The following is a 25,041-nucleotide window of genomic DNA, read 5'->3' as shown; positions in this document are numbered from 1 at the left end:
TTAATTTGTACGTAAGTTATAATTTATTTTCGTTTCGTGTTTTCTGTCAATTTCTGCAATGATTCGGAAATTTCAACTTTAACAGAAATAGGATTTTCTAATCTTCGTGTTTCTTCTGGTAGACTAACAACTGATGCCGCAGTTCGTTGACGAATTATTGTTAAAGTTTCTGGTGGTTGCAATTGTTTACCTGCTTTGATTACTAACCGTAATAAAGATTTTACATTTTCAGACTTCTCATCTATTAAGCCCAATCTGTCGTGCTGTATTTTACCATCTATAAAGGAGCGAAAAATTTGTTTTTTACCTGGATAAGTAAATTTACCACTTGATTCTTTCATTACAGGAATTCCATCAATATCAACAAGTTTATAAACTCCATTTACTGGTGAACCTGTAACTAATTTTGTGCCTAATCCATAACTATCAATTTCTGCCCCTTCTTTCTTCAGTCGGCTAATTTCCCATTCATCTAAATCACCACTGGCGAAAATTGATATATTGGGTAATAGCGATCGCACTTGTTTTGATAAATTAACTAAATCTCCAGAATCTAATCTGACTCCCGATAATTCCATCTGGCCAGCATTGACTTTTTCTGCTAATTTCTCCGCAGCAGCAACCGTGTCATAAGTATCAATTAATAATGGCGCACCGGGAAAATATTGATGAAATGCTGTAAAAGCCTGTTCTTCACTCCCTTCTAAGGCTGATAAAGCCATGACTAAAGCGTGTGCCATTGTACCACTCGGTTTTTGTCCTAGCTGTAGCGCTGCTAACACATTGGAAGTAGCATCTAAACCACCAGCTAAAGCCGCCCGTGCTGCCCATAAAGAGGCTTGGGGACTAAAAGCCCTGCGCGTGCCAAATTCTAAAAGTGTGGCTTTCTCTCCGGCTATATCCCGTATTCTTGCGGCTTTAGTGGCAATTAGAGTTTGATAATTCAGAGTATTTAAAAGATATGTTTCTACTATTTGCGCTTGCCATAAGGGTGCTTCTATTCGCAGCATGGGTTCATTAGCAAATACCGCTGTTCCTTCGGGAACTGCCAACACATCTCCAGTAAAACAACCCTCTCTCAACAGTTGCCAAAAACGCTCATTTGCGTGGGTAAAAATTCCTGTTGACTGCAAAGCGGCAATTTGCATGTCATTAAACCGGAATTTAGTCAAATATTCCAGAGCTTGGGCTAAACCCATTGCTATTAAATAGCCAAAACCATCGGGTAAGTGTCTGACAAACAATTCAAAACTCGCTTGCTTTTGTTCTATAGCTTCACCGACATAACAAGCTGTCATTGTTAGCTGATAAAGGTCTGTTAGTAAGCTGTAATCCTCACAACTGAGATTTAATTCGGAATTTTTCCTTTCATAGTCTATATCTAGGAAAGTTGTCATCTGAGATGCCCCTACCAAGAATGTCTCTTCAGTTATGGTATTATTTACCATAAATAATGTCAAGCCTTGGCTAATAAATAATGACAAATTCCCCAAAAGCCTATATTCATAAGGGAGTTAGGCCATTTTTTACAATTAATTTATATTTCTTAATAGTACAGCTAGTCAATATCAAGAAGTTGAATAAGATTTACAGAATAATTGACCGCAGATAATAAGGGATGAATTAATGAATGGATTTTATGATTCTGTGCAGCTTTACATATAATTGGTTAGAGAATGTTTAGCCTGAATGAGACTAACAGATAGTTTTTCTGTTTGCATGAAGAATAATTGCGTTATTATTTAATAATATAAACTAAATTTTTATAGGAATAGGGCAACTAAGAAGAAATTAATGCCAATTTATTTGAAAACACAGAAAAACTAATCCTGTAGAAGGATGACATAAAATATGAATTCTGTAAGTCTTACCCACGAACAATTATCTCAAGCTATTAATGAACTTCCACTGGCAGCACTTCCTGAATTGGCTGATTTTATTGAATCTTTACGTTTGCAGTTTAATTTAACTTCTGCGGCTATTAATAATGAACAAAAAGAGAGTATTTTTTTATTAAGTATTTCTGGTATAGGAGAATCTAGTCAATCCGATTTATCTGACAAAGATACAGAAAATTTAGCACCGGAAATTGAGCCAACTAGAGGTATTAAGGAATTTAATGATGAGGTAAATAAATAATCATGACGGCTATTTTAGATATAAGTTTCTTAGTGGCAACTGTTGATATTAAGGACGAAAATTATGAGCGTGTCCTTGATATTATAGTTGATTTAAAGGAAGTATTAGTTTTACCAACAACAGTTTTGCCTGAAGTTTTTCATTTGCTTACTTCTAGGTTAGGATATCCGACAACAAAACAGGTTTTAACTGAATTAGCTAATAGTAATGTCATTATTGAAGGAATTAATAAAACTGATTTAAAAAGGGTGACGGAGATTTTAACCCAATATGCTGATAGTGAGTTAGATTTTGTAGATGCAACTATTGTTGCTATTGCGGAAAGGCTGAATATTACTAAGATTTTGACTTTAGATAAACCTATTTTTAGTATTATTAATCCACAACACTGTGCTGGTTTTGAGATATTTCCTTCATGTCAATAGATATAGTTTTTGTGTTGGCATTATAAAATAATTGCAGTCAAAAAAAAGATTCTGTCAGGGTTTAGCATTGCTAAACCCCTACCTGTTTATAAAGGAACAATTGCACTCATTTGGTCTAAATCTAACACAGTTGCTAATTCTGATTCTGTCATTAAACCTTTTTCGATAACTATTTGCCGTAAAGATTTACCTGTTTCTAAAGATTCCTTAGCTACAGCCGCAGCATTCAAATATCCAATATGAGTATTTAAGGCGGTGACTAATGCTAAACTGCCTTCAGCATAGGCTAAACATCTTTCTTTGTTGCCAGTAATTCCTTGAATACAGCTTGTAGTTAAAGCCCAAATTGTGTTACCTAAAATTTCAATGCTGTGAATTAAATTATAGGCAATGAGGGGCATCATCACATTTAATTCTAATTGTCCTGCTTGGGCAGCAAAAGCGATCGCATTATCATATCCCATTACCTGAAAACATACCATTGATGTCATTTCCGCCATCACAGGATTATATTTTCCGGGCATAATCGAAGAACCAGGTTGCACAGGTGGAAGTTGAATTTCCTTAAATCCAGTTTTGGGACCAGAATCCATTAACCGCAAATCGTGGGATATTTTCACCAAATCCTGGGCTAAATTCCGCAAAGCCCCGGAAACATTCACAAAAGCCCCCATACTTTGCATAGCAGCCATTAAATGGGGCGCTGGTTCTAGGGGAAATTCCAACAATTGCGACAGGATATCCACAACTCTTTGGCGATATTCCGGGTGGGTATTCATACCTGTTCCCGCCGCACTACCACCTAAACCCAATACCATTAAATCCCCAGAAGCAATGTAAAGACGGTTTTGGTGTTCTGAAAGAATTTGCGCCCAAGCGCCGAAATTATCACCTAATCGCACGGGTACAGCGTCTTGGAGGTGGGTTCTCCCAGATTTGACGATATCTTGAAATTCTGTGGCTTTGGCTTCTAAAGCCGAAATTGCCTGTTCTAAAGCTGGTTGCAAGGTGCGAGAAAGTGCCAATAATCCACCAATGCGAATAGCTGTAGGGATGACATCGTTGGTAGACTGTCCGTAGTTTACATGATCATTGGGGCTAACGAGTTTGTAATTACCTTTTTGATCCCCCAGAATTTCTAAAGCCCGATTTGCCAAAACTTCGTTAATATTCATGTGGTGAGAAGTTCCTGCACCAGCTTGATAAACATCAACGACAAATTGATCTCGTAATGCACCTGCTAAAATTTCATCAGTAGCTTGAATAATGGCCTTGCTGATATCTGCGGGAATACAATCCAATTCTCCGTTAACAATAGCGGTGGCTTTTTTAATATATAAACCAGCATCTATATAAGTGGATAAAGGTTTAATGCCGCTAATAGGGAAATTTTCAATAGCCCTTTGGGTTTGAATCCCATAATATACGTTATTGGCAATTTGGCGATCGCCCATCGAGTCTTTTTCAATCCGAAAATCTGAATTGTTAGTCATATAAAGTCGAGAATGGGAACAGAAGAACAGTGAACAGGCAAAAAACTTATTTTTAACTCATAGAACTTACGCAACTGGCACATTGGTAGGGTGAGTCAGACTGCATAAATCTTGTAAATAAACAGATTGTTGATATCTGACGCACCGGAGAACGAAATACTGTCATTGCTAATGCCCAAGCAATCAAAACTAAAGGTAAAATTCCTTTAATTACTCCTGTTGGGGGAATAAAAGTCACAACGCAAAGTATAGCAATAAACGGCGTTGCTGATTTTAGGGATGAAAATAATTTTGCATACGTTCAAGTCTACCTCCAAAAATCATACGCCAATTCAACAACGCCCAATAAACAAACCTGATGCTAAAATCACATCGGCGGAAATCAAGGGAAAACGACTCCCTACACAATACTTGTCGGTTAAGGAAATGTAGGTTAGGTTGAGCCGCGAAACCAAACAAAATCCTGCTCTTGCGTCTCTTTTATGGTGATTGAGGATTGATTATAACAAAACCCTTAGAGGATATTTTAAAAGTGGTATTCCGTAATTTTCATCACATTGTTACCCCCTTTCCCCTTGTAAAGGGGGGTAACAAGAAAAATCTGGTTCCCCCTTCACAAGGGGAGGGTTAGGGAGGGGTAAAACATTATGATTTTGTAAATAATTGCAGATTTATAAAAGATTAGTATTAATTTTTAACAATGTAGTAAAATAGTGTTATGGGATTAGCTGTAACTTAACGTACCTGTTTACAAACCGTCACAAGGGTTGTTATCAGCAATACACAATATTTGGTATGCTCACTCATACTCATGTCATTTCTTCGTTAAGGAATAGGTAATAGGCAGATGGAAAAATCAGTCATGAGTAAGAGGTTGTTTGAAAAGTATTAGATGAAACCTATAATCTCCAAAAACCTAACCCCCCTGCCCCCTTCCCTTGTAGGGAAGGGGGGTTTTCAAAGCCTCTCCCCTGCAAGGGGAGAGGTTTGGAGAGGGGTCAATTTATACGTTAAAAACTTTTAAAACATCCTCTAAGCATTATTTCCACTTACCTCTTCCCCGATGATCAATTATCCATTATTTCTTTCCTAAACTATTGCATGAATCTAAATCGAGTTAAATCCATCCCCAAATGGACGCAATTACCATCTCCATCCATATTTTGTTCAGAAGTATCTATGCAATTGGGTGGAGATACATCCGTTGCCCAATTACAACAGCAGGTAGAATATTTACAAATCCAATTAGAGTCAGAAAGACAGGAAAATATTCAAAAGATACAGCAAATTCAGAAATTCCAAGGATTGCTACAATATATTACTGAACACATCCGCGATACTCTCGATGATCGCAAAATATTAACAATAATTACTCAAGAATTAGTTGATTTATTACAACTTAATCGCTGTCAAATTGAACTTTATAATCCCTGTTTGACTGCTGCTACAGTTACCTATGAATATAGTGCAAGTTTACCCCATTTTCAAGGTTTAACCACAAAAATTGCTGATTTCTCCCGAATTTATCAATCCCTATTGCAAAAACAAATCTGGCAATCTATAGAAATTGTCCCCGGACATGATTCTGGCTTACAGATGATGAGTCAATTGGCTTGTCCGATTTTTGATGATCGAGGTGTTTTGGGCAATATTTGGCTAATTCGGCAGACAAAGGCAAAATTTGGAGAATTAGAAATATCTTTTTTACAGCAAATAGCTAATAAATGTGCGATCGCCATTCGTCAATCTCAACTCTACACCAAAACCAAAGCCCAAGTTCAAGAAATTGAAAATCGAGAACATCATCACAACGAATTTATCAGACATCTTGCCCAAGAATTACGCACACCGATTACTAATATTAATCTTGCTGTGCAAACTCTAGAAAGTCTCATAACACCAGCCGGGATTGTAGAGATAGAAATAGTATCCCAACTATTACAAATTCTCCATCATGAATGTGGACGCGAAGATAAATTACTTAACGATCTTCTTACCTTTGCATATCTGAAAACCCATCCTGAACCTCCTACTTTAATTACTATTGATTTTTCAACTTGGTTATTTTCTATTGTTGAATCTTTTCGAGATGTTACCAATTGTCAACAGCAACAATTACATCTAGATACCCCCACTGACATTCCTCCTTTATCCACAGATATCACCGAGTTAGAAAAAATTATCATTCTGCTACTCAACCAAGCTTGTCAATGCGCTCCCGCAGGTGAATCAATTACAGTTACCGCTGATGTGAATGCAGACACGATAGAATTAAAAATCACTATTTCTGGTATAGAAATTCCCCACCATAAACTGTCACAAGTTTTTCAGCCATTTTACCGCATTCCCAAACATTCCCCCTGGCAAGTACAGAACACCGGCTTAGAACTGGCATTAGTCAAAACAATAGTACAGCGTTTGGGCGGTTTTATTCATGTCCTGAGTATGAACAATCGCATTAATTTTATCATGCAATTCCCACTGTTGTAGTTGTTTAGTGTCTTAAGCAATCTGTTGATAAATTTCGTGATTCAACAATTAATAAAGTGACATACAGACTTCCAGGACTATGACAGATGACTGGGAAAGGTTTTCGTCATTTTCATCTGTTTATTGGTTAATTTATACTGCAAACGGTTTATAGTTTAACCCAATATGAAACCCTCCTGGTAAACCTCTCCTCGCACCTCTCCCTAACTCTCTCCTAAGAGGAGAGGGAAAAGGAATAATATTTAATACTGGAGAGGCTTTGAACTTGTTCTTTGTCTGATAAAAAAGTCCAGCTTCTAGCCGTTTTGAGTATAATAGACATCTCCAAAAAAGATTGTAGAGCCGAGAATCTCTACCGATGGAACGTCTCTACAAGGGTTTCAGGTCAAGGATCTTTAATTTCTGGAGATGTCTAATGGTAATGGCGATCGCCTATTAATCAACCCCCAAGAAAATTAACGATTTTTAAACCATGCAACACTAGCGCAAAAGTCAAAAGTCTGATATCATGATCTAGTAAGCGGGTGAGTAGCTCAACGGTAGAGCAGTTGACTCTTAATCAATTGGTTGCGGGTTCGATTCCCTCCTCACCCATTAGCTTTCGGCGTTCTAGTTATTAATGTTTTTTATTCATACAGTTTCAAGTTCAAATAATTCTATATAATTTTTATTTGCTTTTTTTATTATAAAGATTTAGGACTTACGCACGCTCACTAACTTGCCATGATATGAATGAACGAAATTGCGTCGTTTTCGGCTTTGGGAATAACTTATTGAGTAGGGTGTGTCAGATAGAGGAAATCTGTTTTTTTGTCAAAATATCGTGTCTGACGCACCCTACAAGGGATAAAATTCACGTCACCTATTTGGGGAATCTTGTCAATGCGTAAATCCTAAGATTATAGAATTTTAGTCAGTTTGGTTATTAATATTTTTTATTCATACAATTTCAAATAAGTCTATATAACTTTTATTAGCTTTTTTATTATAAAGATTATAAAATTTTAGGAATATTACATTGATTTAACCAATTGATCATTAAATAAGGATGAACGATGTGAAATTCATGGATAGGAGAATGATAAATACTATGTCTTTCAGGAACGATAAGTTCAATATCTTTATTTAAAAAATCTTTAAAATTAGCTGTCACCAATACATTAGCCCGACCAGCTAAAGCTGCTTCTAAAACGTGCTGATCTTCCATATCATTAATAGGAATCACACCTGTTCCTCCCAATATTAATTGAGGCTGAATTTGAGAATAACTGCGGATAACATCCACATAAAAAGACGCATCATCAGCTAAGGGAGTTAATCTTAATAAAACTTGCTCTAAACGATTTAACATTCCCCAAGAAATCACAAGTTCTACTGTTCCAATATAACAGCGACCATAACGAACTGTATCAACTATACTTTGACAAGCTGATAGCTTACGTGGTGTAGCAATATTTTCATTTCCTTTGATATCAGCTAATAATGCCGCACACCAAATATTTAGATCAAGACATAACCGTAAATTAGACATCACGAGTTAACTCAACTGAAGCATAGAGTATATCATCTTCAGTTTCTAAGGAATTTAACCACTTTTGATCTATATTTTGGGCAATTCTTTGTTGAGCGAGGTTGTATTGGTGATGCAATAAAACTCTTGTAATTTCTTGACTAATTTCTTGCCACTGTGCCTCAGAAGCAACCCCATTTAACTGTAAGAGTGCTGACCAAGCATTATGAGGTAACATAGCTCCTAGCTTGATTGCAGCACTGGCTATTTGGGATGTTGAGCGATTTTCCATTTTTGATAATACACTAATTCGCTCTGCTGTTTCTAGGTCTAGGTCTGCTGAGATGGTTTTTTCAGTCATTGCTCTATTTTTTTGATGAGTTATATAGAGATTATAACTTTTAAAAAGCGGTAAGTAGTCTTTGAAGATTTTTGTAAAGATATTGACAACAGATGTATAGAAAGTGATTGCGGGTAGAGAAATTAAGGAATTAAATGATTAAAATGTCTTTTTAATTATTAGGGCAATAAATCGGGTGATGTTGAGGATTTTACCGCTGGGAAGTTCTATGGAGGTGTTCATGGGTTTCTCCTTGGTTTTACTAATCATTAAAACCACTGCTTTCTTCAAAAATTGGTTCTTGTGTCATGGTGATTGTTTTCTTGCTAGTGTATATGTACTATCTGTCATTATATATGAAATTTCCTATAAAAACTACTTAGACAATAGCACAAAATGTTGTTACCTAAATTCAGGTATGCTCAAAGATATTCTTTTAAAACTTCAACTGTAGCAAGTCCGGTTTTTTCCCAACTAAATTGACTTGCTCTTTTTAGACCTTTTTCTGAAAGTTGTTTTCTGGTTTCTGAATCGTTGATAATTGTTTGCATTGCTGCTGTAATTTCCCCTGGATTGTAGGGATTAATTAAAATAGCAGCATCTCCCGCAACCTCTGGAAGTGAGGAGATATTAGAAGTAATAACAGGTGTACCACAAGCCATTGCTTCTAAAACTGGTAAACCAAATCCTTCCCACAGAGTAGGGAAAACAAGAGCCAATGCTTGATTAATAATTATTGGTAATTCGTCATAGGAGACATAATTAAGGAATTTGACAAGATGATTGATTCCTAATTCTTGAGTTTGTGTTTCTAATAATGGAGAGTAACGTTGATCATAGGGTCCTGCTAACCATAATTCATAATCATTTTTTTGAGGTAATGCGGAAAAAGCGGTAATTAGTCTTTGGAGGTTTTTGTAAGGGTCTTGACGACCAATATATAGGAAGTAATTATGGGTAGGAAGGTTCAGGAATTGGAAATGTGAGTTATCTCCCGCCAAGAGAATTGGTGTAATTTTATTACTAGGAATTTGGTAAAATTGGGTGATATCATTGGCTGTTGATTCTGATATACAAATAATATGTTCTGCTTGTTTAAAAACTTCAGGAGTATAGTATTTATGGTATGTCGTTAATGGTGAAAAGCTTTTAGGAAACCGCAGTGGTATCATATCAAATGCTGTAACAACAAACCGACAATTAGTATATAAAGGTGCTTCGGGAATAGGGGAAAATAAAAGTTGGGATTTGAGGTTTTGATAGATTTTTGGAAGTTGAAATTGTGTCCACAATAAACGGCGTAAATGTCCTTTTGTTCCTTGTTTTGGTGTTAAATTTTGCGGTACTGAGTAGTGGTTATATTTATTAATAGGTTGCGAAATTAGTAATGTCGGTTTAAGTATTTGTAGATATGGAAATAGATTACTGGCATAAGTGCTTATACCAGTAGGTTCAGAGGTGAGAAAAGAGAGATTGACTAGAAGTGGAGACAACAAGGTTAAATCCTATATTTATTGTTACAATATATTTTCTCCTATAGACAGCACGGAAATCAACTGTTTAGCTGATTCTTGCCACGAAAATGGACTATACTCATTTCTGATACAAGCTACCAACTGATTATAGAAAACATCTGACCCCACCAATTTTTCTAAAGCTTGATAAAGCTGTATTGGTTCATTAGGATCAAAGTATAGGCAAAAATCTCCCCCTACTTCTGGTAAAGAACCACCATTACTTGAAATGACAGGTTTACTGTGTTGCAGTGCTTCTACAACTGGCAATCCAAATCCTTCATAAAATGAGGCTTGAACCAAACAATAACAATTTTTATAGAGAATATCTAGTTGAGAATCTGTTACTGAATCAAAAATATGTATTCGCTTTTGATACAGTTCATTTTTTTCAATTAAAATATCAGTATCTTTGTGCCATCCTCGATTTCCTGCAAATACTAAATTTATATTCTGATTGGATTTTGCTAATAAATCAAATGCTGTAATAATAGTTTTGATATTTTTATGAGGAACTAAACTACCAACTACAAGAATATATCTTTGATTAAGTCTTGATATTATTTTCGTATTATCTACGTTATCATCTTGATTATCTAACTGTTTATCTTTAGAATAGTCAGATCCCAATCGAAAGCTATCAACAAGCTGATTTCTATTATTGCTAGGTAATACTCCTTCTTTTTTAGCCTTTATATAATCTTCTGCACTTTGACGAGATATACATATCACTTTATCAAAACAATCAGAATACTGGTAATAAAATTCTCTAAAACATTTCACAAACTCCTGTGAACAAAATTCTGGAAATTTGATTGGTATCAAATCGTAACATATTGATACTATAGTAACTTCATGTTTTTTTAGATGTTGTAAAAAATGATTATAAGATTGAGGTAAATCCCAATTAGCATCAGCAATAATATAAATATCTTTTGATGAAAATTTAATACCTGCAAATTCAGATTTCCATTTTATTTGATTATTAATAGTTAAATAACCAGGTAATAGCTTTTTTAGTTTATTTGTTGCTTTATGTGTATATAAACTGAGTTTTTTAGCTATTTTTTTGATCGGAATTATCTCTTTGATCTCTTGAGTAGAATCATTTGTATTTTGTTCATCGAGAGAAATTACTCTAGTTATACAAGTCCCATCAAATTTAACTGGTATTACTTCTAGATTTGGGTTGCTTACAGCTATCTTAAGTAACTCTGATGTTATTTGGCGCACAACTCTATGAATACCAGTGTTTTTATAAGTATAATTAGCTGTATGGGTGCAATCTATGAAAATCCTCATTAATTCTCCTAAATTTTTTAAATTTTATGATTATAGAAACTTTAAATTCATTCAAGAAATATTTTCTGATTAAGGGAATTTCAATCTTGATTGTTAACCATTGAATTATTAGTAACAACTGCTTTAACAAAGTAATTTAGTAACGTTTCAGAAGCATTTGCTTCGATTTTGGCTAATTCTCTACCAACGTAATCTGTAAGCATTTTTTGCTGGGCTTTGGGTGAGCGTAAAACTTGCTGAATAAAATCAGAATACAACAGAGCGCATCTTTCTGGAGAATGTTCTCTAGAAATATACTCAGATGAATTTTTACTGAGAGAATGTCTATATTCCAAGTTTTCAGTCAATAAAATTAAAGCTTTGAGTATTTCATCAACTTCATTACTTGGATGAGGTTGAGGAATTTTGAGTACCACATCATCAGGAAAATCAGAAAATGAACCTATATCTGTAATGATTGTAGGCTTACCAACAGACAAAATGCGTAAAAGTGAAGCTGAACTTTCACCATTAAATGGATATCTTAAGTTAAGACAAACATCGGATATTTCTATATATCTATAAAAATCTGACATATTGATATAGCCAGTAATTTTCACTTGATTTTGTAAACCTAGTTTTTGAATCTCATTTTCTAGATCAATTGAACCAATATAATCAGTACCACCTACATAAACTAAGTACGCATTAGGTCGATAAAATAAATACTTTTTAAAAGCACGGAGAATTTGTAGAGGACGTTTAGTTAAACTAATAAATCCAAATGTAGTAATTATGAAATTATCACCAGGAATCCCTAACGCTTGGCGTTCATCGGAAAGTAATTTTTCTTCAAGTAAAACCTTGGGAACTAGCTGTGGTATGTGAGCAATATGACTATTATCATTACTAAAATCTTGAACTGCACAGTTATAAGCCCATTTACTATGCAAAATTACTCCTAAAGAACGAGTAAAAATTCTCCTATTTAAGTAAATTTTTTCTTCAGGTAGTTTTTCATGAATATTCAATTTTCTCTGTTGAATTAAGGTTGATATTTCTATAGCTCTATCTTTTCCGTAACTGTGTTCTAATTCTTGAGAGAGTGTTATACCAAATTCTGGAGAATAAGTTTCCATATAATTAATGAGTCCTCCTAAATAATAGTCGTGTAAAACAGTTATACCGGAATACCTCATTAATTTTGAGTACATATTACAATGGTAACTACTATTACCTATTTGATAAATAATCCCTTCATAGTGTTGAGAATCTAACCTCTCTTCAAATTTTGTATGAAGAAATAAATTATTCGTTATATCAGCCTCCGGTAAATCACTATCATCATATAAATCAATACTAAAATATTCTTGCAATAATGGGATGAGATCTTGGCTGTAGTCTGCAATACCAGATTTAGCTGGCGGTAAAGGACTAAAAAAAGCTATTTGAGGCTTTTTATTAGGGATCTCAACTCGGCTAAAAGTAATAGTTATCTTATTTAATGGCTGATGTTCTTGAAAAACACTAACCATTTTTTGAGCCACTGATTCCCAAGAAAATTGGGACGCTTGCTGAAGAGAATTCTCAGCAATTCTCATTTTAAATTCTTCATTAGAGAGAACTGTTAGTATAATCCTAGAGATATCATCAGGTGAATGTGGATTAAACAGTAGCTCAGAAGAACCTAAAATCTCTGGTAAAGAAGAGTTATTACTTGCAATAGCCGGTGCGCCACAAGAAATAGCTTCTAGCAATGGTAAACCAAAACCTTCATAAAAAGAAGGAAAGACAAATAAAGAGCAAGTTGAATATAAAGCTCTTAGTTCTTCATCTGTAATATAATTTGTTAAAACTAGGGATTTACCAATGTCTAATTTGGCAGCTAAACTGCTGATTTCTTGAGCAAAGAAATCAGAGACTTTACAAGCAACAACTAATTGGTAGTTTTCACGAAAACTGTTGGGTAATTTAGCGAAACCATGAACTAATCCTTCAATATTTTTACGCCAGTCCTCACCTCCTGTGTAGAGAATAAATTTCTTATGAATACCAAACTTATCAGCAAAAGTTTTCAGCCAAGAATAACGCTCATTAACTGGGATTTGAGTAAAGAACGGAGAAACACCTCCCGAAACATTTAAAACTTTATTAGGAGGTATTTTCAGATATTTAATTACATCTTGACGAGTAGATTCAGAAATTGCAAATATAAAATCAGCATTTTGTACATTTTTTAATCTCCTCATGTAAAGAGATTGCATATTTTCATCATTTAATAAATATCTATCAGAAAATATAAGTGGGATCAAATCATAACAAATGACAAAAATTTTTTTAGTAAAATTAGTGTAATCGGGTATTGTAGAATCTAATTCTTCCATAGGACTGGGGACAAATACCATGTTAGCATCTGATGATATTAAGGTGCTTTTGAGCAATAGATCATTAGTTGCACAACTACCAATATATGGGTAATCTATAGAACTATATGAAAATAAATTTTTATTCAATGATGGTTCTAGTAATGTACTATTGGCATATAGATCGAAACTAGGGGTATTTTGTTGATTAAATAAAGCTTCTATCACTGATTGTGTATAACGCCCAATTCCCCTATTTCTAGAATTTTTCGTTTGTAAGGCTTGAATATCAATTGCAATTTTCATTATTAATTCCAATTTTCCAAATTTATTTTTTTTAAAGAATATTTTTTTTACATACCAACATAGCTACTGCACCAGGGAGGTAGTTATCTGGATTATGTTCTTTGACTGATGCTTCTAACTCATTTTCAGTAATAGTCCATGTGAAGTTATCCTTACGTACTCCATAGGATATTTGCATCACTGTAAAATCTTGAGTTAATTTTTGGAGTGATTCTTGATCGTAAATTCGATGTACTGGTGTTACAGCTTTTCTACCATAGGGAACTGTGAGTATAAATATGCCTGCTGGTTTTAAAAGTAAATTGATTTGTTTAACAGCTTCCATATCATAACTATTTCCTTTTTCATCTCCATACCATCCCAAGCCGATATGTTCGAGAGTAGATAAAGCAATTACACAATCGAAGCTATCTGATGAAAATACAGGCTGACAAATATCACTTTTAACAAATTTTAAATTAGGATGAGATAAAGCTATGGGGCGAATATCTATTGCTGTAACTGAGTAATCAAAGCTTGCTAATTCATACGATAAAAGACTTTCGGCTGCTCCTACATCTAAAATTTCTATGTTCTTAGAATCACAAAAACGAGCTAGGGAATGTATCACAAAAGTTTTTTCTAAAATTCTCTCATTAGTTACAGCCCAATAAGCTTCACCCTCACCACTATAGTCAATAATTATTGGTTCATTAAACCATAATCCACTTTTTATCTTTGCCGATTCAGCAGATGTAAAGTTATTTATGTGAATATTATCAGTTTGTATTTTAGTAGATAGCTCTTCAAACTTCAGTTCAAGTTGAGTAATTTTTTCATTTACCTCTCTAGATTTTACTAAATCTTCATAGTTTTTTTGTACTAGCTTATGTAAAAGCTGTCTGATGGCAGAGTTAAAATAAGTCTGTCTTTTTAAAATAGGCCATGCTAATTTCTTCAGTATATTTTTGAGAAATTTGCCCAAGTTACTTGTGTATATATCATTAAAAAATAATAGGTAATTACCATCTATTTCTATAAAATGGCTGTCGTTATTATTGAGTGATTGAGATTCTTCTGAGTTTATTTTCATTTTTTGCCCATTATTTTGAAATCTGACAGATTGTTGATAAACAGCTTTCATCTGTTCTAGTATTTTTTCGGAATCCATTTTATTTCTCACATTTCTTAATAACTTATTTCTTGTAATTTTTTCAATAGTGCTATCAAAAGTCAAACAGCTATGTATTAGTATTAGAAAGTTACATTGAGGTTTTTATATTTATTCTTCTCTGAATAATTTCTACTATCAATCTTACCAAAATAAACTTCAATAAGTAACTACTTCAGATTATTTAATACGTTCTAAATAATAATCCACAACCTCCTGTGATTCGCCTTGAAATCTAATATTACCTTGACTTAAATAAATAGCCTTTTTACAGGATGTACTAATAAACGCTAAATCATGAGAAACAACTAACACAGTGGCATCATCGTCCCAAAACTGATCCATCCTTTGCTTACACTTATTCTTAAAACTCTCATCTCCTACTGATAAAACCTCATCTAAAATCAAAATATCCGGCTGCACATCAGTCGCAATAGCAAAACCCAAACGAGCCACCATACCTGAAGATAAACCCTTAACTGGAACTAAAGCATAATCCTCCAACTCCGCAAACTCCAAAATAGAACGCGCTCTCGCTTTCATTTCAGACCTAGAAAAACCCAACAATACACCATAGAGAAGTATATTGTCTATCACAGAAATTTCTGCATCAAAGCCTGCTCCTAGTTCAATTAAAGGCGCAACTTGACCCCGAACCCTCACAGTACCAGTTGTTGGCTGAAGAATCCCAGAAATTATCTTTAACAGAGTGGACTTACCAGAACCGTTCGCACCGATTATACCTATTTTTTCGCCTTTTTCAACCACTAAGTCAATATTATCTAAAACTAATTTTTTAGCAGGTTGTCGGTATTTACCCTCTAATACAGATAGAAGCGTTTTCTTCAAATCATAGGAAAATTCCTCTTGAGTTCTTCTCCACAGCGAAACATTATCCAAACGTATTACTTCCATTTACAGCCAATCCATAAATTGATGTCGCCACAGGTAAAAACAAGTCCATCTCCAGCAATACCTTGTCCAAATTGGAAAAAAGCCTTGATTTGTAGATTGGGTTGTGGAACGTGAACGTTCGCGGAGCAATTAGCATAAAACCCAACATGAGCGTTGAGTTGCGCTGTCGCTTAACCCAACAAAGCAGGAAATAGACAAGGTATTGTCTCAAGGCTAAAATAATTATGCCATTAAGCAAAGCCCCGCGATTTATAAACTATCGGGTTCAATACCTAACTCCCTTAATTTTTGCGCTAGAACATCTGCTTTATTTTCTGCGTCATCAGCACGCTGACGTTCAGATTCAGCTTTTCGACGTTCAACTTCAACCTTTCGACGTTCAACTTCAACCTTTCGACGTTCAGATTCAGCCCTTTGATGTTCAACTTCAGCCCTTTGATGTTCAGATTCAGCCCTTTGACGTTCAACTTCAGCCCTTTGACGTTCAACTTCAGCTTTTCTAATCTCTTCTAAATTAGCTTCTTCTGGTGTAGGGACTAATCTTCCTTCAACAGTAAAATATCTTAACTTATCTTCCCAAACCCCTAGATATAAACCTAACTCCTGACTCCAATACCAGGCATTTTCTGATGCTGGAATAGTTTTATACTCACTGTCTGTTAGTCGCCATCCTACCAGTTCTAAGGTATTCGGGGAAAACCAAAAATACTCAGGGGTGCGGAATTGATTTTGATACAACTGTTTTTTCAATCCCTTATCTACCTTCGCTGTAGAATCAGAAAGTAATTCAATTATTACATTGGGATATTTACCATCTTCTTCCCATATTACCCAAGAAAGACGTGGACGTTTTTCCGTATCTTTAACAAGAAAAAAGTCTGGTCCTCTAAAGTCTCGATTTTTTAACTGTTGTCGGCTATAGTAAACGCTAAGATTTGCACCGATAAAAAAATCTTCTCTATTACGCCATAACCATTCTAAACAAGTTACTAATATTAATAGTTGTGTATAGTGTAAGGAGCTTTCCATTTCTGGTTCGTCGCTGAGTAGTTCAGTGCAATCTGGCATTAATGCTTCTATTTCTTGTGCGGTTAAAGCCATAGATTTTATTAGGATAAATTACTATCTTTGGTTAATTATAAACTATCTGGTTCTAGTCTATGCAATTACCAAATGATAGCTATGTTACAGCAAATCCATAAATTGATGCCGCCACAGGTGAAAACAAGTCCATCCCAGGGCTAAAATAATGATGCCACTCAGTAAAGCCCCCCAAATCAGACCTAAATCTGGTGGAGAACCTGATAATGTAATCTGACGGAGACTTTCGATGATTGGGGATAGGGGGTTCAAACCTAAAAACTGTTTTACCGGCTTGGGAACAATAGCTGCTGGGTAAAAGATCGGACTGCTAATCCAAATTACAAATACTACCAATTCATAAAAGTAAGGTAAATCCCTGAAAAATACGTACAAAGCACTGACTAAAAAACCGACTCCTGTAGAAACTAAAATTAATGCTAAAAATGGAAATACTAAAGCGATGACATTGATGAGACTTTTGGAATTAAGCAATGTCATAATTGCTAGTAACGGAAATGCTCCCACTGAAAATTGAAAGACATTGGACGAAATCATTGATACAGGAAAAACACTAACTGGCAAGCGAATTTTATTTAATAATGCACCATTGCCGACTACGCTGGTTAAAGCTTGGGATGTGCAAGCGGAGAAAAAATTAATTACTAACAGTCCTGTCAGCGCTGCCAGCATATAGTTAATGATGGAGTTACCATAGTAGGATGCAAAGGTAGCACCAAAGATGGCAGTATACAACCCTGTCATAATCAATGGGTTCAATAGTGACCAATAAACTCCTAGAAAAGACCCCCGATAACGGACTTTCAGCGTCCGTACTACTAAGACGTGCAGCAGTTCCATATAACGCTGCACTTGTAACCAATTTAAATTATCTTTCAGGGAAAGTATCATTCTTATAGCACCATTACACACCAGAAAAAAGTCATTTTGGCATTCTATACCATACGAGTGCAATTGTTGACGATTAATTTTCAGATAAGTGAAATTTTATCTGTCTTGAGGAATTACGTAACTTATACATTGGTTAGGTGCGTCAAACTGCATAAATCTGGTAAATAAGTAGATTTTTGATATTTGACGCACCCTACTAGGGCTTACGCATTGACAAAGTTTTCTAAATATGTCATGTGGATTTTATCTCTTGTAGGGTGCGTCAGACACAATAATTTGGTAAAAAACAGATTTCCTCTATCTGACGCACCCTACTCAATAAGTTATTCCCAAAGCCGAAAACGACGCAATTTCGTTCATTCATATGATGGTAAGTTAGTGAGCGTGCGTAAGTCCTACCTACAATAGATTTTTGCTGTGATAGGTCTTTTGGGAATTAGTTATAAACTATCAGAGTCAATACCTAACTCCCTTAACCGTTGAGCCAAAATTGCTACTTTAGCTTCCGCTTCATCAGCCCTTTGGCGTTCGTTTTCAGCTTTTTGGCGTTCGTTTTTAGCCTTCTCTGTCAAAGTTGGCAACCAGCCATCAGCATTGTACCAACGTAACCATAAACCCTCTGTATTTTGATAGGTTCCCTGCCATAAGCCTAAACCCATTTCTATTTCTTCTAACCAAAAGCGGTTTTCTGATAGATTTATCGGTTCATAATGAGCGCCATTAAGTTTAAATCCTCGAAAATTATTTTCATAGCGGTCATAAACGACATAGTAGGGAATACGCAAAATGTTTTGGTATACTGCCCACTTGGTTGGAGGTTTGTTCACTTCCCGCAAGGTTTGTCCTAAGTCTTCTTGTTCTGTTCCAGGGGAGAGTAATTCAACTACTAAAAAAGGAGCTATTCCTTCTTGCCATACTACATAACTTAAACGTAAATTTTCTTGTTGGTTAGCATTAGCAACATCTAAGACCATATACCAATCAGGGCGTTTGTACCAATTAGGATGAAGAGGATCATAATAAAGGTTTAAATCGCTGGCTAGTAAAATTTCCTCAGATGAGTAATTGACGGGTTGACAAGTTTCACTGAGTAAGTCTGCTTGGATACAATGAAATTCGTCTGGCAATCCTGATTCTCCTATTAATTCACTGGGTAAATCGTACATTGTCGGCATGGTTTCTTTGGGCGACAAGGGGGGATTATGTTGATACATATTTGCTTACCTTAAACTATCAGGATCTACACCGAGCGAACTGACAAGTCAGCGCTTGCGCTATCGCAATCGTGCTGCCAAAATTTGTACTTTCTCTCTTTCACCTGCTAACTGCTGTTCGGCTGCAAGGGCTTGATTTTGAGCAACAAGAGCTTCTTTTTGGATCTTTATAGCCGCTTCTTCCGGTGTTGGTACTAATTCACCTTCCGATGTAAAATAGCGGAGTTTACCATTTGCCACACCTAAATATAAATTCAGGACTTCACTCCAAAGTAATCCCTGTTTATTAGCGACAATTTCTTGATATTGACTGCCTACCAGTTTAAAACCCACAAATTATAACCTTTCCGGGCTAAACCAGAAATATTCAGGGGTACGAAAGCGACTTTCATAGAGAACTTTTTTTAAATTGCGGTCAACTTTTGCTGTGCTATTTGACAGTAATTCAATAATGAGATCGGGATAGCGCCCGTCTTCCTCCCAGACAACCCAAGAAGTGCGGGGACGTTTTTCTGTATTTTTAACTAGGAAGAAATCTGGACCTCTAAATTCTCGATTTTTTAATTGCTGACGACTAAAATAAATAGTTAGATCTGCACCAATAAAAAAATCATTTTGATCACGCCATAACCACTCTAAGCTAGTTACTAGGATGAGTAACTGCATATAATGTAAAGAACTTTCCATTTCCGGCTCATCACTTAATAACCGAGTCGCATCGGGCATTTGTTGTTCTAGCTGTTGGGCTGTAACAAACATAAGAGTATACCTACTTGCTTACTGATTTAATTTTAAACCATGAACAATGAAAACAGAGTGCCAGATTCAGCTACACTGAGATTTGGATTATTTTATTTTAACTAGATCATGGACATCGGACAGAAAGTTAAGGTGATTCGTTTGCGCGATCGCGTATCCTCTGCTATCGCTCAAAAACTCGGACAAATCGGCATTATCGAAGGCTACAAAGTCACAGATGGTAAAGGAATCGGTGTAGTGGTGAAGTTTGACGATAACTTCTCTACCTGGTTTTTTGAAGATGAAATCAAACCAGCTTAGTCACAACAACTGATAGCAGAGGCGAAGAAGATTGGTTGAGTGCTAAGTTGTTATTGACAAGATCGGCAAAATTGGAAATTGAGTAATGGCCTTGATACTGACATTTTTGGGCAAAAACGGCATCGCTCGCAGTAAGATAGCGATCGCCGCAGCCAAGCTATTGGCAACACAAGGTAAACGGGTACTCCTAGCAGGACTAGCAGATCCAACATTGCCAATTCTACTCAATACTCCTCTGACCCCTGACCCCCAGGAAATATCTCCCAATCTGCAAGCAGTACAGTTTCAAGCATCTGTACTGCTAGAACGCAACTGGGAGGAAGTGAAAAAATTGGAGGCTCAATATCTCCGCACACCAATTTTTAAAGAGGTTTATGGGCAAGAATTGGTAGTATTACCAGGCATGGATAATGCCCTCGCTCTCAATGCTATTCGTGAATATGATGCCAGTGGCAAATATGACGCAATTATTTATGATGGCACGGGCGACGCTGCCAGTTTGCGAATGTTGGGAATGCCAGAATCTTTAAGTTGGTATATGAGACGATTTCGGCAATTGTTTGTAAATTCCGATTTAGGGAAAACAATTACTGAATCCCCCTTCATTCAACCTTTAATTAGTAGCCTTTTCAATTTTAATTGGACTGCTGATAATTTTTCCCAACCTACTAACCAAGTTAATAATTTCCTCGAAGAAGGTAAAGCTGCCCTGGCTAATCCTCGGCGGGTTGCTGCTTTTTTGGTAACAACATCTGAACCTATTGACATGGCAAATTCCCGTTATTTATGGGGAAGCGCTCAACAAATTGGTTTAACTATTGGTGGGGCAATTTTATTTGCTGGGGCAGAACAACCTAATTTATCTGAGGAATTTGCACCTCTACCTGTGAGCATAGTTCCTGATGTTTCTAATGGAGAATGGCAACCTCTGATAGATGCTTTACCCAACTTGATTGAGCAAGCATTACAAGCTAACCCACCCATCGAAGTTGACGTGCATAATCGCCAAGTACGCCTATTTTTACCTGGTTTCGATAAAAAACAGGTAAAACTCACTCAACAGGGTCCAGAGGTTACAGTAGAAGCCGGAGATCAAAGACGTAATATCTTCCTTCCTCCTGCCCTCAGTGGTAAACCTGTAACTGGCGCAAAGTTCCAAAATAGTTATTTGATAATTTCTTTTTAGGTAATGGGTAATGGGTAAAAGTTTTTCCAATCACCCATTACCAATCACCAATTACCAATTACCTGTTACCATTACACCTTATGTCTGAATCAACTCCCATTAATCCTAATTCGCAGCCGAATGAGGCTATAGAATCTCCAAATCCAGAGGTAATAATCACAGAAGACCGCAATGCTAAAACTCGGCAATTGCTGGGAATGAAAGGTGCGAGCGCTGGAGAAACTTCTATTTGGAAAATTCGTCTGCAATTGATGAAACCGATTACCTGGATTCCCCTAATTTGGGGTGTGGTCTGTGGTGCGGCTTCTTCTGGTAACTATACCTGGACTTTAGAAAATGTTTTGAAGTCTGCCCTATGTATGTTGCTTTCGGGTCCTTTATTAACTGGTTATACCCAAACTATTAATGATTATTATGACCGGGAAATTGACGCGATTAATGAACCTTATCGTCCCATACCTTCAGGGAGAATTTCGGAAAAGCAAGTAGTTAGCCAATTCGTGCTTTTACTATTACTAGGATATGGGGTAGCCTACACCTTAGATTTATGGGCAGGTCATTCAGTTCCTAATGTTTTACTATTGTCTGTTTTTGGTAGTTTCATTGCCTATATCTATTCTGCACCACCATTGAAATTAAAACAAAATGGTTGGCTAGGAAATTATGCTTTAGGTGCAAGTTATATTGCTTTACCTTGGTGGGCTGGCCATGCTTTATTTGGGGAATTGAATTGGAAAATTGTGATTCTGACTCTATTTTACAGTTTGGCAGGTTTAGGAATTGCCATTGTCAATGATTTTAAAAGTGTGGAAGGCGATCGCCAATTAGGATTACAATCATTACCAGTTATATTTGGCATCCAAACTGCGGCTTTGATTTGTGTGGTCATGATTGACCTATTTCAAGGTTTGGTCGCAGGTTATTTGGTGAGTATTCACGAGAATTTATATGCAGCGATTCTCGTATTATTAATCATTCCCCAAATCACTTTCCAAGATATGTATTTTCTTCGTGACCCCATAGCCAATGATGTCAAATATCAAGCCAGCGCCCAACCATTTTTGGTTTTGGGAATGTTGGTGACAGGTATTGCATTAGGTCACGCCGGCGTTTAATCCTAGAGTGTAATCATTCGTAAAAACCCCACCCCGCCAGGAACTTAAGTTCCTGGCTAATAGCGAAAGTTGTCTTTTGATGACTAAAAACTGGGGAAATTTATTAGTCCGTTAAAACGGACTTTAGCTATGAGACAGGGAATAAATTCCCTGGCTTAATTTGATAGATATCAGCAATGCGCTCTATCCCTAAGTATCAAGTATTATTAATTATGAGTATAGAGAGATTAAAAACAGGAAAAATATTCCTCAATTACGCTATAATAAAGAATCTCTGTACTTCAATAATGACTAATTATGAAAAAAATAGAAATAGAACTAGATCAAGAAACCTATGACAAAATACAACAATTAACCCAAACTAATCATTGTCAAATCTCAGATTTAATTAAAGCCATGATTGAACAACTAACTCAACCAGAAATTCTCAACGATTCATTTATTGGCAAATGGTCAGATGATGCGGAATTAGTTGATCAACTAATTGAAGATATTTTAAAACATCGAACTTAAAAAATAATAAATTAATAGTGAAAAATAAAACTTTAATTGATACAGATATTTTATCGGAAATTCGCAAAGGGAAAAATCCCCAAGTTATAGCTAAAGCTATTGCCTATAAAACTATTTTTAAAAATTATACGATATCTGTAATTACAGTTTCAGAAGTTATCAAAGGATGGAGAAAATTAAACCGCAATGATCGGATTCAGGAATTTTTAATAGATTTACCACAAATGGAAATCTTATCTTTAGAACAAAAAAGTGCTGAATTATCTGGATTAATTTATGCCGATTTAGAAAAAACTGGACAAACTATAGGATTAGCAGATGTATTAATTGCTGCAATTGCGATAGAAAATAATTTAATTTTAGTGACAGGAAATACTAAACACTATCAAAAAATTCAATCATTAGGTTATCCTTTGCAATTAGATAATTGGAGAAACTGATTTAGGATAACTTAACTTGTTTCCAGATTTAGTAGCAGGTTATTTGCTGGAGATTCACTTCATTCCCCAAATCACTTTCCATAATGGATGATGAGAGAGCGATCGCTTTTGGGTGGTTCTGGAGAATGGGATCGCTGTTTTAATGATGATGAGAGTGCGATCGCATTTAGAGAATCATTCAATGTAACAGCGAAGCATTAGGAGATAATATTTTAGTCATGCGCTTTACTCCTAATGTAACCTCTGCATGAGGGTTCTGGCTTGTTCACTGATAGCTTGCCAATTCCCCTGTAATACTGATTCTGTCGGGAATAATTCGCCACTTAACCCCACCGCGACTGCGCCAACTTGTAAAAAATCTTGAGCATTTTCTAATGTTATACCCCCCGTAGGAATTAAGGGAATATGCCCAAGGGGTCCTTGTAAACTCTTGATATAGCCAGTTCCGCCCACTGCTTGTACCGGAAACACCTTGACACAACTTGCACCATGATTCCAAGCGGTAATAATTTCTGTGGGTGTCAATGCACCGGGAATAATCGGGATATTTGCGGTTGATGCAGCTTGAATCATATCTAGATCCGTGTGGGGACTGAAGAGAAATTGCGCCCCACAGGCGATCGCCTCTTGTAACTGTTGAACATTAAATAAGGTCCCCGTACCAATCATACAGTTAGGTAATTTGGCACGGAGTTGGGCAATTAATTCTGGTGCGCGATCGCTATTCCAGGTAATTTCAATTAACTGCATTCCTCCAGATGCTACAGCTAAAGCCATTTTCTCACCCCATACCATCTTCGGGGCGCGAACAACAGCGATCGCTCGATGTAATTTTAACTGTGACAACCAAACTTGATTAGGCATTTTTACCGTAACTTAAACAGCATCAATTAAACTGGTAAGACATCGTGAAAATGCGTACAGTCACAGTAACGATGTCCATCAGGCGTATGGTACATAATATCTACAAATTGATGATTCCACCATGGTTGAAATATGGACTTTTGAAAAATTAGGAAAAACCCTAGATTTGGAGGGGTTTAGCTCTTGCTTTACCCCTAGCTATAGAATCAAATAATTAAGCCGGTTGAGTATAACGCCATAACTATAACGATCATGGACAACCTGTGTCACCGTTTCATCAATCCCAATCAGCAAAACCTGATGTTAGCTTAATAATGCTGAAGTTATCCCATACAGAGGAATAGACTCATCAATAATGTGCATCACCGTCCAAGATAAAGAAAAAAGCATCTAAAAAAGAACCTGGTTTAGCATTAGCAATACAATTTCCTCCTAACCAATAAGGGAACACCAAAAAATAAATTACCCAATTTTGTGGGATGGGCATCCTGCCTGTCCTTGATGATTAGCAGGCTTTTCGGACCGCACCACAAGAAATTTTTGGGTATTTTTTTAATTGCAACTCCCTAAGCGATCGCCAATAAAATATTAATAGCCACATAAGCACCACAAATCAGCAGAAAAAAGCCAATCCAAGGAATCGTCAGCAACAGATGGTAAAAGTCTGGTCAATGGTAAGATGACTAAAGATAGATATATTTATAGGACTTACGCAAGTGTCACACTACAAAT

23 protein-coding genes, 1 tRNA gene and 2 pseudogenes are annotated in these 25,041 nt (G+C 36.0%); 9 read left to right on the top strand and 17 right to left on the bottom strand.

All coding sequences use genetic code 11. The features are described from left to right. Window positions 1-23: 23 nt before the first annotated feature. Window positions 24-1,397: a nicotinate phosphoribosyltransferase gene (locus CA730_RS12720; protein ID WP_096671495.1), complete on the bottom strand. Its 1,374-nt coding sequence runs from the start codon at window positions 1,395-1,397 to the stop codon at window positions 24-26. A 454-nt stretch (window positions 1,398-1,851) separates the two neighbouring features. Here CA730_RS12720 and CA730_RS12715 point away from each other — a divergent pair, with 454 nt between their 5' ends. Then, the gene (locus tag CA730_RS12715) at window positions 1,852-2,139 is read left to right on the top strand and encodes a hypothetical protein (protein ID WP_096667752.1); all 288 of its coding nucleotides are present in this window, start codon (window positions 1,852-1,854) and stop codon (window positions 2,137-2,139) included. 2 nt (window positions 2,140-2,141) lie between these two features. Next, complete coding sequence (locus CA730_RS12710) at window positions 2,142-2,564, top strand: type II toxin-antitoxin system VapC family toxin (RefSeq protein WP_096667750.1); 423 nt, start codon at window positions 2,142-2,144, stop codon at window positions 2,562-2,564. 86 nt (window positions 2,565-2,650) lie between these two features. Here the strand turns inward: CA730_RS12710 and CA730_RS12705 are convergent, their stop codons facing one another. Together CA730_RS12705 and CA730_RS26445 are read right to left on the bottom strand one after the other, a co-directional pair. Next, on the bottom strand, window positions 2,651-4,057 hold the full coding sequence (locus tag CA730_RS12705; protein ID WP_096667748.1) for an aspartate ammonia-lyase: 1,407 nt from the start codon (window positions 4,055-4,057) through the stop codon (window positions 2,651-2,653). Between the two features lie 145 nt (window positions 4,058-4,202). Then, window positions 4,203-4,328, bottom strand: a pseudogene (locus CA730_RS26445) (MFS transporter); the annotation flags it as partial. 830 nt (window positions 4,329-5,158) lie between these two features. Between CA730_RS26445 and CA730_RS12695 the strand changes: the two are divergent. Both CA730_RS12695 and CA730_RS12690 read left to right on the top strand, forming a co-directional pair. After that, window positions 5,159-6,547: a GAF domain-containing sensor histidine kinase gene (locus CA730_RS12695; RefSeq protein WP_096667746.1), complete on the top strand. Its 1,389-nt coding sequence runs from the start codon at window positions 5,159-5,161 to the stop codon at window positions 6,545-6,547. Between the two features lie 522 nt (window positions 6,548-7,069). Continuing rightward, window positions 7,070-7,141 (top strand) — tRNA-Lys (locus CA730_RS12690). A 400-nt stretch (window positions 7,142-7,541) separates the two neighbouring features. Here CA730_RS12690 and CA730_RS12685 read toward each other — a convergent pair. The 12 genes and pseudogenes from CA730_RS12685 to CA730_RS12635 all read right to left on the bottom strand — a co-directional run bounded on the left by CA730_RS12685 (window position 7,542) and on the right by CA730_RS12635 (window position 19,891). Further along, window positions 7,542-8,078, bottom strand: a complete 537-nt coding sequence (locus tag CA730_RS12685) for a PIN domain-containing protein (RefSeq protein ID WP_197705441.1) — start codon at window positions 8,076-8,078, stop codon at window positions 7,542-7,544. After that, window positions 8,071-8,418: a hypothetical protein gene (locus tag CA730_RS12680; RefSeq protein ID WP_096667742.1), complete on the bottom strand. Its 348-nt coding sequence runs from the start codon at window positions 8,416-8,418 to the stop codon at window positions 8,071-8,073. Before CA730_RS12680 ends, CA730_RS12685 begins: the two co-directional genes overlap by 8 nt. Window positions 8,419-8,556: 138 nt before the next feature. Beyond that, entirely contained in the window at window positions 8,557-8,688 is a 132-nt protein-coding gene (locus CA730_RS26055; protein ID WP_269076466.1) for a hypothetical protein, read from the bottom strand. A gap of 131 nt (window positions 8,689-8,819) precedes the next feature. Continuing rightward, the gene (locus CA730_RS12675) at window positions 8,820-9,893 is read right to left on the bottom strand and encodes a glycosyltransferase family 4 protein (RefSeq protein WP_096667740.1); all 1,074 of its coding nucleotides are present in this window, start codon (window positions 9,891-9,893) and stop codon (window positions 8,820-8,822) included. 21 nt (window positions 9,894-9,914) lie between these two features. Further along, the gene (locus tag CA730_RS12670) at window positions 9,915-11,144 is read right to left on the bottom strand and encodes a glycosyltransferase family 4 protein (protein WP_231939821.1); all 1,230 of its coding nucleotides are present in this window, start codon (window positions 11,142-11,144) and stop codon (window positions 9,915-9,917) included. A 149-nt stretch (window positions 11,145-11,293) separates the two neighbouring features. After that, window positions 11,294-13,861, bottom strand: a complete 2,568-nt coding sequence (locus tag CA730_RS12665) for a glycosyltransferase (RefSeq protein ID WP_096667736.1) — start codon at window positions 13,859-13,861, stop codon at window positions 11,294-11,296. A 31-nt stretch (window positions 13,862-13,892) separates the two neighbouring features. After that, a complete protein-coding gene (locus tag CA730_RS12660) occupies window positions 13,893-15,011 on the bottom strand; it encodes a class I SAM-dependent methyltransferase (RefSeq protein WP_157749966.1) in 1,119 nt (372 codons plus the stop codon). A 180-nt stretch (window positions 15,012-15,191) separates the two neighbouring features. Further along, window positions 15,192-15,926, bottom strand: coding sequence for an ABC transporter ATP-binding protein (locus tag CA730_RS12655; protein ID WP_096667732.1), 735 nt, complete (start codon window positions 15,924-15,926; stop codon window positions 15,192-15,194). A 249-nt stretch (window positions 15,927-16,175) separates the two neighbouring features. Continuing rightward, the gene (locus tag CA730_RS12650; protein WP_096667730.1) at window positions 16,176-17,027 is read right to left on the bottom strand and encodes a Uma2 family endonuclease; all 852 of its coding nucleotides are present in this window, start codon (window positions 17,025-17,027) and stop codon (window positions 16,176-16,178) included. 84 nt (window positions 17,028-17,111) lie between these two features. Next, the gene (locus tag CA730_RS12645; protein ID WP_096667728.1) at window positions 17,112-17,918 is read right to left on the bottom strand and encodes an ABC transporter permease; all 807 of its coding nucleotides are present in this window, start codon (window positions 17,916-17,918) and stop codon (window positions 17,112-17,114) included. A gap of 440 nt (window positions 17,919-18,358) precedes the next feature. After that, window positions 18,359-19,132: a Uma2 family endonuclease gene (locus CA730_RS12640; protein WP_096667726.1), complete on the bottom strand. Its 774-nt coding sequence runs from the start codon at window positions 19,130-19,132 to the stop codon at window positions 18,359-18,361. Window positions 19,133-19,192: 60 nt separating this feature from the next. Further along, window positions 19,193-19,891 (bottom strand): annotated as a pseudogene (locus CA730_RS12635) (Uma2 family endonuclease). Between the two features lie 108 nt (window positions 19,892-19,999). Here CA730_RS12635 and petP point away from each other — a divergent pair. The 5 genes from petP (at window position 20,000) to CA730_RS12610 (ending at window position 23,445) form a co-directional block, all read left to right on the top strand. Further along, window positions 20,000-20,191, top strand: coding sequence for a cytochrome b6f subunit PetP (petP, locus tag CA730_RS12630; RefSeq protein WP_096667724.1), 192 nt, complete (start codon window positions 20,000-20,002; stop codon window positions 20,189-20,191). 85 nt (window positions 20,192-20,276) lie between these two features. Continuing rightward, window positions 20,277-21,377 (top strand): Get3/ArsA fold putative tail anchor-mediating ATPase NosAFP, encoded by a 1,101-nt coding sequence (locus tag CA730_RS12625; RefSeq protein WP_096667722.1) that lies wholly within the window; start codon window positions 20,277-20,279, stop codon window positions 21,375-21,377. Window positions 21,378-21,457: 80 nt separating this feature from the next. Beyond that, window positions 21,458-22,492: a chlorophyll synthase ChlG gene (chlG, locus tag CA730_RS12620; protein WP_096667720.1), complete on the top strand. Its 1,035-nt coding sequence runs from the start codon at window positions 21,458-21,460 to the stop codon at window positions 22,490-22,492. Window positions 22,493-22,789: 297 nt separating this feature from the next. Next, window positions 22,790-23,005, top strand: coding sequence for a hypothetical protein (locus tag CA730_RS12615; RefSeq protein ID WP_096667718.1), 216 nt, complete (start codon window positions 22,790-22,792; stop codon window positions 23,003-23,005). A 17-nt stretch (window positions 23,006-23,022) separates the two neighbouring features. Continuing rightward, window positions 23,023-23,445, top strand: coding sequence for a PIN domain-containing protein (locus CA730_RS12610; protein WP_096667716.1), 423 nt, complete (start codon window positions 23,023-23,025; stop codon window positions 23,443-23,445). Window positions 23,446-23,676: 231 nt separating this feature from the next. Here the strand turns inward: CA730_RS12610 and CA730_RS12605 are convergent, their stop codons facing one another. Together CA730_RS12605 and CA730_RS24370 are read right to left on the bottom strand one after the other, a co-directional pair. Next, window positions 23,677-24,309, bottom strand: a complete 633-nt coding sequence (locus tag CA730_RS12605) for a bifunctional 4-hydroxy-2-oxoglutarate aldolase/2-dehydro-3-deoxy-phosphogluconate aldolase (RefSeq protein ID WP_096667714.1) — start codon at window positions 24,307-24,309, stop codon at window positions 23,677-23,679. A gap of 349 nt (window positions 24,310-24,658) precedes the next feature. After that, window positions 24,659-24,796 (bottom strand): hypothetical protein, encoded by a 138-nt coding sequence (locus CA730_RS24370; RefSeq protein WP_157749965.1) that lies wholly within the window; start codon window positions 24,794-24,796, stop codon window positions 24,659-24,661. Window positions 24,797-25,041 lie beyond the last annotated feature (245 nt).

The organism is Dolichospermum compactum NIES-806 (assembly GCF_002368115.1).
GTDB classification, from domain to species: domain Bacteria; phylum Cyanobacteriota; class Cyanobacteriia; order Cyanobacteriales; family Nostocaceae; genus Dolichospermum; species Dolichospermum compactum.
Note: the sequence above shows the minus strand (reverse complement) of the source record. Positions and strands in the feature narration are given on the sequence as shown.